The organism is Streptomyces lacaronensis (assembly GCF_047337785.1).
Classification (GTDB): Bacteria; Actinomycetota; Actinomycetes; order Streptomycetales; family Streptomycetaceae; genus Streptomyces; species Streptomyces lycopersici.
The window spans coordinates 511,313-527,382 of the sequence record NZ_JBLHDK010000003.1; the positions used below are offsets into that span (position 1 = coordinate 511,313).

Here is a 16,070-nt window from a genome sequence, read left to right on the forward strand (position 1 = left end):
CCTCTGACACGCGCTGTCAGGCGACCGTCATCGCGAATATGTGCAGAGCCGGGACACCGGACTGCGAGCCGTCGCTGACCTTCGGCAGCACGACCGCACGCAACTCCTTCTCCTCGAGCGCCACGTCGAACACGTAGAGGCTGACCGGGGTGTCGTCCCGGCCCGTGGAGATGTGGCGGTACGGCGCCACCACCGCGGCGGAGGCGTTCGTCCCGTACCAGTCGGGTACGGCGACGGAGAACGCCTGCTCGGTGCCGTCGGCGTACACGACCGTGCCTCTCCCCTTGCCCTCGCCCCAGGTGCTGGTGCCGAGGAAGGCCAGCCGGGAGCCCGCGCCGGACAGCAGCACGGTCTGCCCGGAGGCGACGACGTTGTCCTTGTTCCCCGGCTCGGTGTCCGGCCAGGTGAAGGCCACGCCGTCGTACGTCACCACCGCCCCCGGCGTCAGCCCGACAGAGGCCAGCGCCTGCGCGGACAGGCTGGACCGCGACCCGTCGATGTCGGCGACCGTGAGGGCGTCGTCGGAGGCGATGCCCGCGTTGTCGAAGGCACCGGCCAGCGACCGGTTCGGCAGCCGCACCGAGGAGGTGGCGCGGGCGCAGTCGGAGCCTTCGCGGTGGACGTCGAAGAGCGCGTGGGCGGTGAACGAGACGAGGCCCTCGGCGTCGTCGGCGAGCCGGGTCCGCCAGCTGCGGGTGGCCGTGGCACCGGGCGCCAGGCTGCCCAGATGCGACGGCCGCCCGGTGCCGTCCACGGCGAGGTGGAGCACCGTGTCACGCAGTGTGATCGAGGCGGTGTTGGTGATGGTGGCGGTCAGCGTCACCGCCGAACCCGCGTCCGGGCTCTTCGGCGACACGGTCAGCGAGACGGGCGGGCTGAGGAAGTCCTCCTCGGGCCGGTAGGGACGGTAGGGCCGATACGGCTGACTGGTCGGGCTGCCGCTCACGTTGCCTCCACCGTGAAGTGGTCGAATACCGCCTGGACGGTCGTACCGGGGTAGTTGAGGTTGACCGCGCTGGCGACGACACCGGCGTCCCCCATGCCGCTCGCCGAGGACACGGTCGCGGTGCCGACCTCGTCCCACTTCAGTGGGTTGCTGGTGGCGTACGCGGTGTACGTGGTGCCGGAGCGCACCAGTCGCAGCCAGGCGGGATGGTACGAGGCGCCGCCACCGGCCCAGGTGTCCAGGCGCCCGTCACCGTCGCTGTCCGTCACGAACTCCAGCCCGTACTGCTTCGACATGGTCAGCACGGCGTAGCCGCCCGCCTCCGGCGCGGTCAGGTCGCCCGCCATGGCCAGTCCGTACTTGGCGGAGGGGTTGTCGCCGCCGGTCAGGCTGACCGCCTTGACCTGCGCCACGCAGGATTCGGCGGCGGCGCCGGGGACATAGATGCTCCCCTTCTCGTCGGTGCCGCCGGACAGGTCCCGGCCGCCCGACCAGATCACCAATTGGGTGCCGTACTGGCCGTACTTGGCGTCGTCGGTGGTGGCATGCGTCAGATACGGCTCCCGCACGCCGTTGGCCTCATAGGGGATGGTGAACGTCTTCGCGGACCGGGCGGAGTCGGTGCTGTGCCCGGCGACGTCGAACACCACGTGCGCGGTGAACGACACCTCCCCCGCCACATCGGCGGGCATCTGTGTCCGCCAACTGCGGCTCACCTTCGCGCCGGGCCGCAGGTCGCCGAGGGCGATGGTCCGCGTGGCCGTCGTCGCCCCGGGATCGAGCAGGTGGAGGACGGCGCCGCGGAGCGGGAACGGGCAGTCATTGGTGAGGACGGTCTTGACCGTCACCGCGTCGCCACCGGCCGGGTCCGCCGGTTCGGTGGTGACGGAGAGCGTGGGCCCGCGGGTGTCCAGTTCCGTATCCGCAGGTCGTCCGGTCATCGGGCTCACCCCCGGTCCCAGTCGACGGTGAAGGTGTTGGCGATGTCGCTGGGGAGACTGGACGGGACGGTGATGTGGATCTTTCCGTCCCGGCGGGTCCACCGCACCGGTCCGCTGTGGCCGAGCAGCCGGATCCGCGAGCCGGCGCTGATCGGGATGTCTGCCGGTACCGACAAGGTTCCGCTGGGGGCGCCCAGCGCGATGATGTTGAACTTGCCGGGAGTGACCGTGTACCGGATGCCGAGTGGGCTGCCCTCCTCCTCCGCCCGCACCCACGGCGCCGACCCGTAGACCGCCGGACCGTTGACGTCCAGCCAGGCTCCGATGTCGCGCAGCCGCTGCCGCATGATGTCCGGGATGGTGCCGTCCGGCTTGGGGCCGATGTTGAGCAGCAGGTTGCCGTTCTTGCTGACCACGTCGGCGAGCAGGTGGATCAGGAACTCGGAGGTCTTGTAGTCCTCGTCCAGTTCGTGCTTGTTGTAGCCCCAGGAGTACCCCATGGTGATGCAGCACTCCCACTTCTGCGGGTCCATCGTGGGGTTGGTGCGCTGCTCGTACGTCGCGAAGTCGAAATGGGTGTCGAACCGGTCGTTGACCACGACACCCTTGGGCTTCCGGCGGTTCTTGGCCTGGTTGTAGTAGTGCGCCAGGGCCTCTTCGCTGCGCCACGGCGGTTCGCCGGTCGGCCGGAACCACTGGCCGTCCGCCCACAGCAGATCGGGATCGTAGGCGTCGACGATCTCGTAGAGCTGCTTCAGCTCGTAGTCGCCGACGTAGTCCTCGACGGGTTTGTAGCCGACCATCGGAATTTCCTCGTCGGTGTAGAAATTCCTCATCGGCCGGCCGATCGCCGGGTTGAAGAACTCGCCGAGCGAGTAGTAGAGGCCCGGCCGTACGGTGCCGCGCCTGCGGGCGGCGGCCATCAGCTCGCCGACCAGGTCGCGCTTGGGTCCGTACGCCACCGAGTGCCGGTCGGTGACCCGGCTCGGGAAGAGCGCGAATCCGTCGTGGTGCTTGCTGGTCAACGCGAAGTACTGGGCGCCCGACTGCTCGAAGAGCCTCACCCAGGAGTCCGGTTCGAAGTTCTCGGCCTTGAACCGCGGGATGAAGTCGTCGTAGACGAAGTCCTCGCCGTAGGTGTCGCGGTGGTACTTCCACTCGGCGGTGTCCTTGAAACTCTGGTACCACAGGTACCACTCGCCGGCATTCTGCCGTCCGGTGCCGCCGGGCACCGAGTAGACGCCCCAGTGGATGAAGATGCCGAACTTGGCGTCCTTGTACCAGCGCGGCACCGGATGGGTGTCGAGGGATGCCTTGGTGGCCGTGTAGTCGGGGATGCCGGTGCGCGCGGATCCGCCGAGCGCTTGGGCGACCCCGGGCGGGGAGAGCAGCACGGCCCCGCCGAGGGCGGTCGCGGTGGCCAGGAGGTTTCTGCGACTGACTGCCATGGAGGTGCCTCTCACTCGGTGACGGAGAAGGAGTCGAAGACGGCGGAGAAGGAGTCGAAGACGGCTGTCGGTGGCGCTGTCGCCCGGCGCGAGGGAGCGTATCCGCGCACCGCCGGCCGGTTCGGCGGCCCAGCCGCCGGGGAGGTCGAGGCGGCGGCCGGCCGGTACGGGGTGAGCCGGACGCGGGCCGGGGGACAGTCGCGGGCCGCCCCGAGAGTGGTGAGGTCGACCGCGTCGGCGAACGCTTTCATCCCGGTGTCGTTGGGGTGCAGATGGTCGCCCGAGTCGAACGCGGCGGCGTAGCGGGTGGGGTCGTTCGGGTCCCGTACCGCCTTGTCGAAGTCGGCGTAGTCGTCGAAGACCCCACCGGAGTCGCGTACGAACGTGTTGACGTTCCGCCGGTCGGCCTCCTTGGCCTCGGTCCAATAGTCGCCCCAGCCGCGGTACGGCACGACCGTCGCGCCGATCACACGCAGCCCGCGGGCGTGGGCGCGGCGCGCGATCTCCTTCATGCCGTCGATCACCTGATCGGCGGTGGCCCGGCCCCAGCTGAGGTCGTTGACGCCTTCGAACAGGATCAGCGTCCGGGCGCCCGGCTGGGACAGCACATCGCGTTCCAGCCGGTCCAGCGCCGACGGATTGCCGTCGGTCCCTGCCGTGATCCGGTTGCCGCTGATGCCCTCGTTCAGCACTCCCGCGGTGGCCGAGCAGGCCGACAGCCGCGCTGCCAGATAGTCCGGCCAGCGCCGGTTGGCGTTCGCCGTGGAGGACGCCCCGTCGGTGATGGAGTCACCGAGCGCCACCACGGCGCCCGCCGTGTCACCGCCCCGCACATCGACCCCGGTCAGAAACGGGAAGGTGGAGTCGGTCCTGGTAAAGGCGTCCCCGTCGGCGTCCCCGGCGTGGTCCCCACCGCCATCAGACGTCCAGTAGACGGTCTGGAGCCCCATCCAGTGCTGGCTGACATGGGTGAGCCGACCGGGGAAGTACAGGCTGACGACCAGGTCGCCGCGGGCCGGCACGGGGATCCGGACGGCATCGCTCACCGCCTGCTCCCCGGCGGCGATCGTCACCTCGTCCTTGCCGCCGAACCGGAGCCTGTACGGCTTCGCGACGGCGGAGCCGCCGTCACCACGCCCCACGGTCGCGTGGCCGATCGTCACCGGCTCGGTGGTGAAGCCGTTGGTCAGGCGGATGCGTACGCTCGACCCCCCGGCGCTCACCCGAACCGGTATCCGTACGGTCACCTCCGAGGTGCCGGGGTCGTACGCGGCGTGCTGCGCGGTGGCCCACGTACCCGTCCACCCCCGCTGCTTCGTCCCGGCCACGGCCGGCGCCGCCGGAAGCAAGGCCGCCGAGGTGGCCGCCAAGGCCCCGGCAACGGCCGCGAATCTTCGGCGTCCACGCAGGTGTCCAAGCGGTCCGGACACAGATCCTCCTTGGGAACAGCCGCGGCCGAGGCCGAGCGCGGTCACGTCGACGGAGCCGGCGAATGCCTTCATGCCGGCGTCGCTGGGACGGAGATGGTCACCGGAGCCGTACGGCGCGCCCAGCCGCCGCGGGTCCGCCGGGTCCCGGACCGCCCGGTCGAAGTCGGCGTAGTCGTCGAAGACCCCGCGTGAGTCCCTGACGAACGCGTTGACCCGCTGTCGCCGGGCCTCCGTCTCCTCGGTCCGGCCGCCCCGGGCGAAGTCCGTTCCGTGCCCGCACGCTGGAGCGCCTTCAGTGCCTTGGCGGCGCCCTTCGCCTTGAGGTTCACGAACGCGGGGGTCACCCCGAGCGGCGCCGCGTACCCCTTGAGCGTCACCGGGCCGCGGACGACCGTGCCGCCTGTGACGTCACGCCACGTTCCGGACGGCAGGAAGACGTCCCGGGCAGCGCCTTCGCCGAGTTGGGGCGCGGCCAGCACGGCCGGACCGAGCATCCACTCGTCGGAGACCGTGATGGCCGCGCGGTAGAGCTCGACCGTCCCCCGGTCGTAGCCGACCCACTCGCCGGTCGTCGCGTCCCGTACGCCGGTGGGCGAGGTCGACGCGTACATCAGCGGCATCAGGGAGGCCGCCTGCGCCCAGCGGGTCAGGACCCGCTTGGTGGGCGGCGGATAGCTCAGCGAGCCGCCGATCATGTCGGTCTCGACGAACGGGTAACCGACCGTGGAGACCGCCAGGTTGGCCGAGACCGAGGCGCGCAGCCCGGCGAAGGTGGTCGGCTTGTCGGCCGTGCGGGTGGCGAAGCCCTTGGCCTGCGCGGCGTTCCACGCCACCCGTAACCCGGCCCCCTGCTGGTCGAACGCGTCGGCCAGCTCGGTGCCGTACGTCACGTAGTCGACGCGGGTGGCCCCCGGGTAGGGGGCGCACCGGTCGTCGAAGAAAGCGGTGTCGAACTTGAACCCGGCCACGCCCAATTCGCGGATCTGGGCTTTGAGATCCTCGGTGTACCACTGTCGCGCGGCCGGATTCACCAGGTCGATCAGCCCGGTCCGACGGCCGTTCCACCAGGTGAACAGGCACGGCTTGGACGGGTCGGACGGATCCTTCAGCAGATAGCCGTGGTCGACCGCCTCGGAGAAGTCGGTGGCGGTCTCGGGCATGTACAGGCCGGTCCACATGCCGAGGTCGAAGCCGAGGCGGCCCAGTTCCCGGGACAGGGCGGGCAGGTCGGGGAAGCGTTCGCCGAAGTCGGCGGCGATCACGCTCTCCTCGATCTGCACCGCGTGCCCGCCGAGTCCCGCGCCGGCCAGCGCACGGGCCCAGTCGAGGACGTGTCCCTGATTCTGCCGGCCGTAGAGCCGCGCCCAGGAGTTCCACAGCGGGGTGGCGTATTGCTCATAGGAGGTGTCGGAGCGCTCCGGTTTGCCGACCAGCGCGATGTGGTCGCGGTACACCTCGGCCGGGGTGTCCTCGACGAACACCGTGGAAGCGGCGGCCCGGTCTCCGGTGACGGTGAACTCGCCCAGCCCGTTGCCGCCGGAGTTGATGCGCACGTCCATCGGCTCATCGGTGTCCACCCGCAGCCCGGTGGCGCTCGCGGTGTACCAGAAGGGGGTCACCACCTGGTACGACGCCGGGCTGAACCCGGTGTCCACCAGTTGCCCGGAGTCCAGTGGCCACGGCTGGACCGTCTGGTCGCCGTTCTCACCGTGCCCGTACCAGTGCCCGGCGCTTTTCAGGTCGTACGCCGTGCTGAGGGCGTCGGCCCGGGCACCCGACAGGGACCAGTTCATGTCGTACCGGTCGGAGCGGAGGGTGATCCGCAGCTCGGCGGCGACGTCCGGCAGGTCGGTGGCGGCGGTGACGCGCAACGTGTCGCCATTACGGGTGCTAAACGCCCCGGGCGCGGTGGCCAGGACCGTCCGGCCCGCTCGTACGGTGGTGAGGGCCAACCGGCCGGTGGCCACGCGCAGTTGGTAGTCCGAGGTCGTGACGGCGATCGGCCCGGACGTGGCGGCCGTCGCGGGGGCCGCGCCGAGCAGTGGGGCGGCCGTGATCAGCGCCACGGAGCCGCGGCGCACCGCCTGTCCGCGGCTGCGCATCAGACACCGTCCTTGCAGGTGACCTTGGCATCGGCCCAGTCCGCGTGGTCGAGGGCGTTGCCGTCCCCCGCGTCCGAGACGGCGAGTTCGAGCCGCCGGGCCCCGGTGACGTCCACCTCGATCGCCTTGGTCGCGGTGTCGCGGTCCACCGTCCCGCTCTCGTAGACCGTCACTCCGTCGGCGATGACGCTGTAGGCGACGGTGGCCGGACCGTCCGACCGGCCGTATGTCTCCTGGTCCAGGCCCAGCGCGGCCGTGAATGCCGTACAGGTGCCGCCGAGCCACACGCGTGCCGAGCCGGCCGCGTGCATGCCGAGTCCCTTGGTGTAGGTGACGTCGTGCAGCCGCAGGGGCTGTCCGTCGCCCTCGGCGTTCTCGCCGTTGGACTGGTCGCGTTCGACCGGGCCCCAGCCGTTGCTCGACGACTGGAAGGGCAGATCGCTGATGTGGTGCTCGCCCGCGGCGAGCGGTGGCGGCTGGGCCGCGAGCATCTCCTCGCCGGTCACCGAGCCGGCGGCGAAGCGTGCCGTGGCGCGCAGGGCCGCGACGGTGCCGGTCTTCTGGTCGTCCGGCACGGTGACCGTCCAGGTCGCGTCGGCCGACCGGCCGGGCTTCAGGGTGCCGAGTGCGACCGGGGTGTTCGGAGTCGCGCGCCAGCCGTCGGGGAGGTCGAGGGTGAGGGACGAGTCGCGCAGTGGGCGGCCGTCGCGCGGTACCGAGACCGCGGCCGTGATCCGGTAGTCGCCGCCCGGCTCGACGGTGTCCGGGGCGTCGACGGTCACCCGGGCCGGGACCACCGGCTCCGTGTAGTCGGCGGCGTCGTAGGCCGGGGAGGTCACGTCGCCGACCCGCAGCGAGGAGGTGACATTGCCCAGGGTCGTCAGGCTCACCCTGCCGAGGCCGCCGCTCTTCGCGTCCTCGCTCCACGAGGCGATGGCGATGGTGTTCTCGCCGTCGGCGCGGAGAATGCCGGCCGGGATGGGGAAGGTGTGCTGAGGGCCGGTGTCGTTGACGTACTGGCCCATCAGCCAGCCGTTGACGTAGATCAGAGCACGGTAGTCGCGGTCGGGGTCGTCCGCGATCGTCACGCCGACGGACACGTCCTGACCCTTGGGAAGCCGGGGGTTGAAGGTGGTGCGGTACCAGGCGACGCCGGGCGTGGTGCCACTGACCGGCAGCCTGGCGTCGTTCCAGGAGCGGTCCGGGTAGCCGGGCAGTGTCCAGCCCGACCTCTCGCCGTACAGACCGCCGTTGTTCATGTGCCCGCGTACGCCGTCGACGGGCCGCTCACCGCCCCGGGCACCCTGGATGCGCCAGGTGATCTGCGCGTCGGAGCCGGAGAGATACGCCTCGGTCAGTCCGCGCGGCTGCTTGTGGTCGTCGCTGTTCCAGGTGAAGTCCTCGTTGTGGCCCATGGTGCCGACGAGGACGGAGACGACGTTGTCGGCGCCCTTCTTGAGCAGGCCATCGGAGAGGGCGAAGGTGTGGCGGCCGGTCTCACTGGTGCCGGCGAACCGGCCGTTGATCCACACCGAATAGGCGCCGACCGCCTTCGAGGAGGTGTCCGGATTGGTGGCGAGAGCGGACAGGGAGAGGGATTTCTCGGTGCCGGTGGCCTTGAAATGGCCTCGGTACCAGACGAAGCCGTAGTGGTAGCCGTATTCGTCCTGGTACAGGACGGGCAGGGTGCCCGGCTTGGTGGGGTTGGCCGTGGCCGGCTTGTCGGCGTAGGTCCACGAGGAGTCGTCGAAGGCCGGGGCGGCCTCAGGGGTTTCGGCGGACGTCTTCCAGCCGGAAAGCTCGGGCAACGTCGCCTTGCGGGGGCCGGGGATCCTGCCGAGCAGACTGCCTGAGGAGGTGCGCTCGGTGGCCACCTCGCTGCCGTTCCAGGTGACGGTGCGTACGCCGGGGGCGGCGAATACCTCCAGCGGGCCGGCCTCGGCCGCGTCACCGGTGAGGGCGAGGGTGGAGCCGTGGACGGCGGCCGTGCGGACCAGTTCGGCGCCGCGGACGAGAGTCGTGGCGTCCGGCCGCCAGAAATTGGCCGCCTGCCCGTCGGTGCCGATGAGCAGCAGCAGGTCGGGGCGGTCACCGCCGTGGACGAGGACCCGGGTCAGGCCCTTGTGGTCGTAGTCCAGCCGCAGGTCGCCGCGTTCGGCATCCCAGGTGCTCCTGGCTTCGCCGTCGAGAACCGTGACGTCCGGCTTCGAGGCGTACCGCAGCACCGTCTGCCCGGGGTCGCCCGCGCCGCCGTACAGCACGGCCACATCCCGCGCACCGGCCTTCGTACTGGTCATCAGCTCGCTGGTGGAGTACACGAGCCGCTGGCCGCCCAGGTCGTAGCCTGCGACGAGGATCTTGCCGGTCTGCCCGTTCAGCCGCACGCTCACCGGATAGGTGCCGTCCGGGGTCCTCCACTCGAAGGTGGTGGTGGCATCGGCGTCGGCCATCGGGTCCCGGTGGCGTGCGTACAGGAACTGCGTCTTCGTGTCCGGGTTGGCGCGCACCTCGCCGTGGACGGCGTCGTTGGACGAGGCGGGCGCGTCGGCGGGGTCGGTCGCGGTGAGCGGGGCGGTGGTGGTGTAGAAGAGGCCCTGCCGTTTCATCTCGTCGTAGTCGGCGCCGGTCTGACGCGGCTCGCTGATGGGCGCGCCGTAGTCGTAGGAGGTGTAGACCTGTCGCGGGTCGGCGAGCCAGCCCCAGTTGGTGCCGCCGTAGGTCATATAGAGGTTCTCGATCGTCGTGCCCTGCATGACCTCGTGCTTGTTGACGATCTTCTGGTAGGCCGGGCCCATCTTCTCCCGGCACTTCTCATAGCCCGTGTCACCCCAGGTCTGGAACCAGCCGGTGCCGGCCTCGAAGATCGCCAGCGGTGCGTCGTCCTGCTGCCGCTCGAGGGCGGGCAGCCACCACTCGCCCTTGCAGAAGGAGTTGTACTGGTCCAGCTCGCCGACGAAGTCCAGACCCTCACCGCCCGCGTACTGCGGCATCGGCTCATTGCCGACGAGGGGCACGGTGATGCCGTCGGCGCGCACCTGCTTGCTCAACTCGACGATGTGGTCCCGGCCGTCGGGGTCGTACAGCTCGTTCTCGACCTGGTAGAGCAGCACCGGTCCGGTGCCGTCGGTGACCTGGCGGCGAGCGAGGATCCGGTCGATTTCCTTCAGCCACTCGCGGGCGGCGGAAAGGTATTCGGGGTCGGTGGACCGGGCCTGCCCCTTCTGGGTCATCAGCCAGCCGGGGAAGCCTCCGCCGTCCGTCTCGGCGTTGATGTACGGGCCGGGGCGGGCGATGACATAGAGGCCGGCCTCCTCGGCCATGTCGAGGAGCTTGTCGACGTCACGGACACCGGTGAAGTCGTAACGGCCCTTCGCCGGCGAGTGGAAGCCCCAGTCGAAGTAGATCGAGACCGCGTTCATACCGCTTGCCTTGATCTTCTGGAGCACATCACGCCACAGGTCCGGGCTGGGCAGCCGCCAGTAGTGGAACTCTCCGGACCATACGAAGAGTCGTTTGCCGTCGATGGTGACGGAGTGCTTGTCGTAACCGACCGTGTGAGGCGTGGCCTTGGCGGCGGCGGCCTGGACCGTGGCGTGGGCGGGCACCGCCGCGGTCAGGATGGCGAGCAGTACGGCGGCCAGTGTTCCGGCCAGGGCGGTACGCAGGTGGCCGACGCGCGCGAAGTTCACGAGGTGCCGCCCGTACAGGTCAGCTTGGCGCCGGCCCAGTCGGCGTGGTCCGTGGAGACATCGCCGTCCCCGTCGACCAGCAGCTCCAGCCAGCGGGCGCCGGTCACGTCCACGTCGATGTCGGTGCCGCCGTCAGAGCCGCGCACCACCGGGCTGGTGGTGCGGGAGCGGCCGTCGGCGATCACCTGGAAGGAGACGCTGCCGTTGTCGCCGACCTCGTCGTCCACCCCGGCGGTGGCGGTGAAGCGGGTGCAGCCGCCACCGAGATGGACCCGGATCTGGCTGTTCGCGTGCACGCCGAGTCCCTTGTCGTAGGTGGCGCCGCCGACGGAGAGCCTCCGCCCGTCGCCCGCGGCGGACTCCCCGTTGGAGGCGTCCTTCTCCACCGGACCCCAGCCGTTGACCGCCTTGACCAGGGTCAGGTCGCTCACATAGGCGTCGTCGGACAGCCCTCGCGGCGGCACTTGCACGGCCCGTACCCCGGTGGCGGTGCCCGGACGGCCGGTCTGCGTGAGCGTGGCGGTCGCGGACAGGACGGCGTAGGGGACCGGGTCATCCGGCGGGGTGACGGTGTAGTCCGCGGTCACGGTGTCGCCGGGCCGCACCCGGTGGAAAAGGGTGGTGTCGTCGGTGGTCGCCGTCCAGCCGTCCGGGACCTTCAGCGCCAGCTCGACGTTCCGGGCGGTCGGCGCGTCCTTCGGCACGCCGAGGGTGACGGGGACCTTGGCGGCGGTGCCGGTGCTCAGGAACGGCTCGGCATCGACGGTGACCTGAGCGCCCGAGTCCGGCATGGCGTACGTCTTGGCGTCGTACGAGGGCGCGGCCACCGTACCGACCTTGATCCCGCCCGCCGAGGCACCGAGGTCGACGAGCTTGGCCGAGCCGGGGCCCGCGTCCTCGTCGGTGGACCAGACGGCCAGGGCGATGGTGTTGGTGCCCCGCTCGCGCAGGATGCCCGGGGGGATGACGAAGCGTGTCTGCGGTCCGGTGTCCGGCAGGTAGCGCCCGACCAGCCAGCCGTTGACGAAGATCTGGGCGCGGTAGCCGGTGCCGCCGCCCTCTGCTTGGTCGAGGTCCAGCGCGATCGCGGTGTCCTGGCCCCGCGGCAGGTCGAGCCGGGCGGAGGTGCGGTACCAGCGCACGCCAGGCCCGGTTTTCCCGGTCTGCCGGGAGAGGGTGGTGCTCTTCCAGCTGCCGTCGGGGTATCCCGGCAGCGACCAGCCGGCCCGCTCCCCGTACAGCCCGCCGTTGTTGTAAGGGCCCCGGGCGGTGTCGACCGGGTCTTCGCCGCCGCGGCTGCCCTGGATCTTCCAGGTGAGGGTGGAGGCCCCGCCGATCACCTCGGCGCCGAACAGGCCGCGCGGTTCCTTGGAGTAGTCGTGGCCCCATTCCTCGTTGTGGCCCGCGTTCTCCACCAGGACGGAGAGCACGTTGTCGCCGCTGTCCTTCAGTGTGTCCGTCGGGATGTCGAAGGTGTGCGCGCCGCTGCCGGAGCTGCCGAGGTAGCGGCCGTTGAGCCAGACCGCGTACTGGCCGGTGGGACCGGTGTTGGCGTTCAGCGCGAGCGCGGTCGGCTTGCCCGTGGTGGTGAACCGGCCGCGGTACCAGGCGTTGCCGTGGTGGAAGCCGTACTCGTCCATCGCGAGGACGGGCAGCGATCCCACCAGCTCCGGGTTCTCGGCGGTGAGGTGGTCGGCGGTGGTCCAGGCGGAGTCATCGAAGCCCGGGGCGGACTCCGGCGCCTCCTCCTTGTACTTCCACGTCGTCAGCGCGGGCAGTGCGACGGGGCGAGGCGGCTGGGTGACGGCGGTCTTGCGGCCGTTCCAGGTCACCTTGGTGGTGTCCGCGATGACCTCGATCTTCGCGGCCCTGGTGGAGTCGCCGGTCAGTTTCAGGGTGCCACCCGCCAGTTCGGCGGTGCGGACGAGGGACGGGCCACGCACGAGGACCGGGCCCGCCGCGGTGTCCTGCCGCCACCAGTGGGCGGTCTCGGCGGTGTCGGCGATCAGCAGTTCGAGGCCGTTCACCAACACCCGGGCCAGCCCCTTGTGCGTGTAGTTCAGCCGCAGGTCGCCGCGTTCGGCGTCCCAGGTGGAGGTGACATCGCCGTCGAGGACGGTGACCTTCGGGCGTTTCGCGTACCGCAGTACGGTCTCGCCGGCCTCGCCCTCACGTCCGTAGAGCAGCGCCACGTCCCGGTCGCCGATGGTGGCGTGTGTCATGATCTCCGAGGTGGAGTAGACGAGCCGCTGGTCGCCCAGGTCGTAGCCGGCGACGAGGAGTTTGGCGTCCCGGCCGTCGACGGTGATCGCGCCCTGCTGCGGTACGCGCGGGTAGGCGCCGTCCCTACCCGAGAGGGACAGGGTGGTCTCGTCCTTGTCCTTCACCCGGGTGTCGGCGTGCCGGACGGTGAAGAACTGGGTGCCGTCGTCGGGGTTGACCCGCCGGTCCACGCGCAACGCCTCATCGGAAGGGGTAGGTGCCTCGGCCTTGTCGGTCCGCGCCAGCGGGCGGACCGCATTGACGAAGTACCCGAGGCGCTTGAACTCCTGGTACTTATCGGTCAGTTGGCGGGACTCATTGATCGGGGCCCCGTAGTCGTACGACGTGTAGACCGCGGCCGGGTCGGCGAGCCAGCCCCAGTTGGTGCCGCCGTACGTCATATAGAAGGACTGGCCGCTCACCCCGGCGGCGATGTTCATCTTGCTGAACACCCGGGTGAAGTCGGTCCCGGTGAGTTTCGCGCAATCCTGGTATCCGGTGCCGCCCCAGGGGTCGAAGGCGCCGCCCTGCGCTTCCGGGATGATCAGGGGGGACTCGGGCTTCCACTCATTGACGTAGGAGTAGTCGGGCAGGTTCTTCCAGGTGTCGGGGTCCTTGCAGTCGAAGCCCTGTGGGTAGGCGTCGAAGCCGTAGATGTCCGGGGCGCCCTTGCCACTCACCCAGTTCTTGTTGGCGCCGCCGTCGTTGACAAAGGTCGGGACGTCGATACCGTCCTGGCGTGCCCAGTCGATGAGCGTCTGCATGTAGTCGGCGTCCTGGCGGCCGCCCTGGTACTCGTTCTCGACCTGGTAGAGGATCACCGTGCCGGTGCCCCGGGTGAGCTGGTGCCGGGCGATGACCGGGTTGATCCTGCTCATCCACTCCCGGGCCGCCTCCAGGTACTCCGGCTCGGAGGTGCGGTTCACGCCCGCTTGGGTCTTGCGCCAGGCGGGCATGCCGCCGCCGGAGACCTCGGCGTTGATGTATGGGCCGGGGCGGGCGATCACATACAGACCCGCGCGCTCGGCCTCGTCCAGCAGCCGTTCCACATCACGAATGCCGGTGAAGTCGTAAGCGCCCGGCTTGGACGAGTGGTATCCCCAGTCGAAGTACAGCGAGACCGCGTTGAATCCGCCCGCCTTGATCTTCTGGAGTACATCACGCCACGCGTCGGGGCTGGGCAGCCGGAAGTAGTGGAACTCGGCGCCCCAGAGGTACAGGGGTTCGCCGTCGACCTTCACGGAGTACTGGTCGTAGGTGACCGTGTGCTCCCGCGCCCGCGGTTTCGCCTGGGCGGGTGTCGCGACGTTCGCGCCGATCAGGGGCATGACAGCGAGGAGCGTCGCGAGCAGCAGGGAGCCCCATCGTCCTCTCATGACGTCAGCTCCTTCACCACTGCGGCCCGCGCGGTCTCGATGTCGGTGACGTCCTTCGTACGGCCGTCGAGGTCGCGGGTCGCCGTGGTGAGGGCCTCGGTCAGGGCGTCGCTGTCGGCGGCGCCGGGCTCCTTCTCCCTCAGCCGGGCGATGAGCTCGTAGTCCTCGATGCCCTCCTTCAACTGCTCCCAGCGGATGCTGGACATCGGCCCGTCCTCGCCCGGGTAGACCAGGTATTCATCGCCCTGGGTGAAGATGTGCACCGGCTGCTTGAAGGGGTCGCTGGTCCAGCTGTTGTACGACCAGCGCAGAAAGCCGTCCAGATTCCGCTGGGCGGAGATCCACGGCAGCATCCGCGACTCCACGGCGGGCGAGTACGACAGCGTGTTGGGATGGGCCGGCGAGCCGTACACGTAGAAGGTCGTGGTTTTGCCGGCCTTGCGCCGCTCCTCCACCTTCTCCTTCGTCATCGCGTCGATGCCGCCCCAGTCCACGGACAGGTTCGACGCGACGCCTTCTGTGCTGATCGACCCGGCGACGGAGATCCGGTCGTCGAAGACCGGCGCGACCTCGTGGACGAAGTCCTTGACGACCCTCATCGTGTCGATGGGCCGCTCGTCGAAGGACAGCCAGGTGTCCCCCAGCCAGCCCTTCGCCTTCAGATGCTTCTCGAAGGCGGGCAGAAACGCCCCCCACGCCTCCCGCCACCGGTCCCCGCCCAGATCGACGTTCTCGTAGACGGTCTTGCCGGTGCGGGTGTCCGTGTAGGTGAGGTGCTCCCGGTCCTGGAACGCCAGCATGGAGAAGGCACCGATATCGGGCCCGAGCCCGGCGCGTCTGGCGGTCCGGACATACGTGTCCCAGCGGCTGAAGTCGAAGGAGAACGCCTTTCCGTTCCAGGTCCAGCCCACCATGCTGGTGTACGGCGTGGCGGTCTGCGACTCCCGGGTGCCGAGCGACCACTGATGGTGCCAGGGGTTGTCGACGATGGTGGTGTTGATGACCTTCTGGCCACGGGAAGCCAGATCGCGGTCGTACTTCTCGATCAGCTTCCAGTGCCGGTCGGACCAGAGCTTGACGCCGTGGTTCTTGGCGATCGTCTCCGGCTGCGCCCATACGTCGAGGAAGAAGTCGTAGTCCTCCGGGTCGGGCACGCTCGCGTCCGCGACCTCGATGGTCAGCGGGTAACTGGCCTGGGTACGGCCGTCGGCGTCGACCCGCACGGTGCCCCGGTAGGTGCCGGGCCTGGCCTTCTCGGGGACACGGAAGGTGAACCACAGCGGCTGCGCCGCGTACGCGGGCACGTCCACGCCGGACCGCTCTTCCAGAGCGTCGCCGACCACATCGGGGTTGCGGTCGCCGGAGACCTCCTTGCCGGAGCTGACCTGGTCGATCGTGGCGGACCAGTCGACCTCGCTCTTCGACCGCTGCACGGGTACGTACTTCACGAACCGGACCCGGGTGTCGTCGCCGGACAGCGTGGCCCCGCCGGGCCCGGTGAGATCGCCGACCACGGCCTTGACGTTGTCGAGATCCTGGCCGGACGCGATCGCCAGCTGCGCCGAGACCTGCTCGTTGCGCACGGCGGAGAGCGTCAGCTCCTTGGTGTCCTTGCCCTGGATGGCGGTCATCGGGTAACGCGGGACCCGCTCCTCAGCGGAGCTGGCGAAGGATCCGGTGGGCACCCAGGTGATGGTGTCCCTGGTGCCCATGGCGTCGGCGACCTTGACGCTCAGCCAGGGGGTGGTGGCCTTGGAATCGAGGTCGGTGCCGGTGGACGTACCAGTGATGGCGATCGCGGTGGTGCTCGCGGCCACCACGACACCCGCGAGGAAGGCGGCGACAGCTGCGGACCTGCGTGGCATGGGTCTGTGTT

At 69.9% G+C, this 16,070-nt stretch carries 8 protein-coding genes; all 8 read right to left on the minus strand.

The genetic code is table 11. The annotated features are described in order from the left end of the window. Positions 1–16 precede the first annotated feature (16 nt). The 8 genes from ACMTAK_RS03320 to ACMTAK_RS03355 all read right to left on the minus strand — a co-directional run bounded on the left by ACMTAK_RS03320 (position 17) and on the right by ACMTAK_RS03355 (position 16,059). Positions 17–946: a CARDB domain-containing protein gene (locus ACMTAK_RS03320; RefSeq protein WP_413804729.1), complete on the minus strand. Its 930-nt coding sequence runs from the start codon at positions 944–946 to the stop codon at positions 17–19. Further along, the gene (locus ACMTAK_RS03325; protein WP_413804730.1) at positions 943–1,887 is read right to left on the minus strand and encodes a hypothetical protein; all 945 of its coding nucleotides are present in this window, start codon (positions 1,885–1,887) and stop codon (positions 943–945) included. The genes ACMTAK_RS03320 and ACMTAK_RS03325 overlap by 4 nt, the downstream gene beginning before the upstream one ends. A gap of 5 nt (positions 1,888–1,892) precedes the next feature. Next, positions 1,893–3,335 (minus strand): alpha-L-fucosidase, encoded by a 1,443-nt coding sequence (locus ACMTAK_RS03330; RefSeq protein WP_413804731.1) that lies wholly within the window; start codon positions 3,333–3,335, stop codon positions 1,893–1,895. Between the two features lie 11 nt (positions 3,336–3,346). Then, positions 3,347–4,765: an SGNH/GDSL hydrolase family protein gene (locus ACMTAK_RS03335; RefSeq protein WP_413804732.1), complete on the minus strand. Its 1,419-nt coding sequence runs from the start codon at positions 4,763–4,765 to the stop codon at positions 3,347–3,349. A 68-nt stretch (positions 4,766–4,833) separates the two neighbouring features. Beyond that, a complete protein-coding gene (locus ACMTAK_RS03340; RefSeq protein ID WP_413804733.1) occupies positions 4,834–6,867 on the minus strand; it encodes a TIM-barrel domain-containing protein in 2,034 nt (677 codons plus the stop codon). Beyond that, positions 6,867–10,556, minus strand: coding sequence for a beta-galactosidase (locus tag ACMTAK_RS03345; RefSeq protein WP_413804734.1), 3,690 nt, complete (start codon positions 10,554–10,556; stop codon positions 6,867–6,869). Before ACMTAK_RS03345 ends, ACMTAK_RS03340 begins: the two co-directional genes overlap by 1 nt. Then, the gene (locus ACMTAK_RS03350; protein ID WP_413804735.1) at positions 10,553–14,194 is read right to left on the minus strand and encodes a beta-galactosidase; all 3,642 of its coding nucleotides are present in this window, start codon (positions 14,192–14,194) and stop codon (positions 10,553–10,555) included. Before ACMTAK_RS03350 ends, ACMTAK_RS03345 begins: the two co-directional genes overlap by 4 nt. After that, entirely contained in the window at positions 14,191–16,059 is a 1,869-nt protein-coding gene (locus ACMTAK_RS03355; protein WP_413804736.1) for a DUF4091 domain-containing protein, read from the minus strand. The genes ACMTAK_RS03350 and ACMTAK_RS03355 overlap by 4 nt, the downstream gene beginning before the upstream one ends. Positions 16,060–16,070: the final 11 nt, after the last annotated feature.

Bases quoted from the DNA above. Each gene is read 5' to 3' on its own strand.
- ACMTAK_RS03355 (WP_413804736.1), bottom strand. From the start codon at position 16,059: ATGCCACGCAGGTCCGCAGCTGTCGCCGCCTTCCTCGCGGGTGTCGTG.
- ACMTAK_RS03350 (WP_413804735.1), bottom strand. From the start codon at position 14,194: ATGAGAGGACGATGGGGCTCCCTGCTGCTCGCGACGCTCCTCGCTGTC.
- ACMTAK_RS03340 (WP_413804733.1), bottom strand. From the start codon at position 6,867: ATGCGCAGCCGCGGACAGGCGGTGCGCCGCGGCTCCGTGGCGCTGATC.
- ACMTAK_RS03330 (WP_413804731.1), bottom strand. From the start codon at position 3,335: ATGGCAGTCAGTCGCAGAAACCTCCTGGCCACCGCGACCGCCCTCGGC.
- ACMTAK_RS03325 (WP_413804730.1), bottom strand. From the start codon at position 1,887: ATGACCGGACGACCTGCGGATACGGAACTGGACACCCGCGGGCCCACG.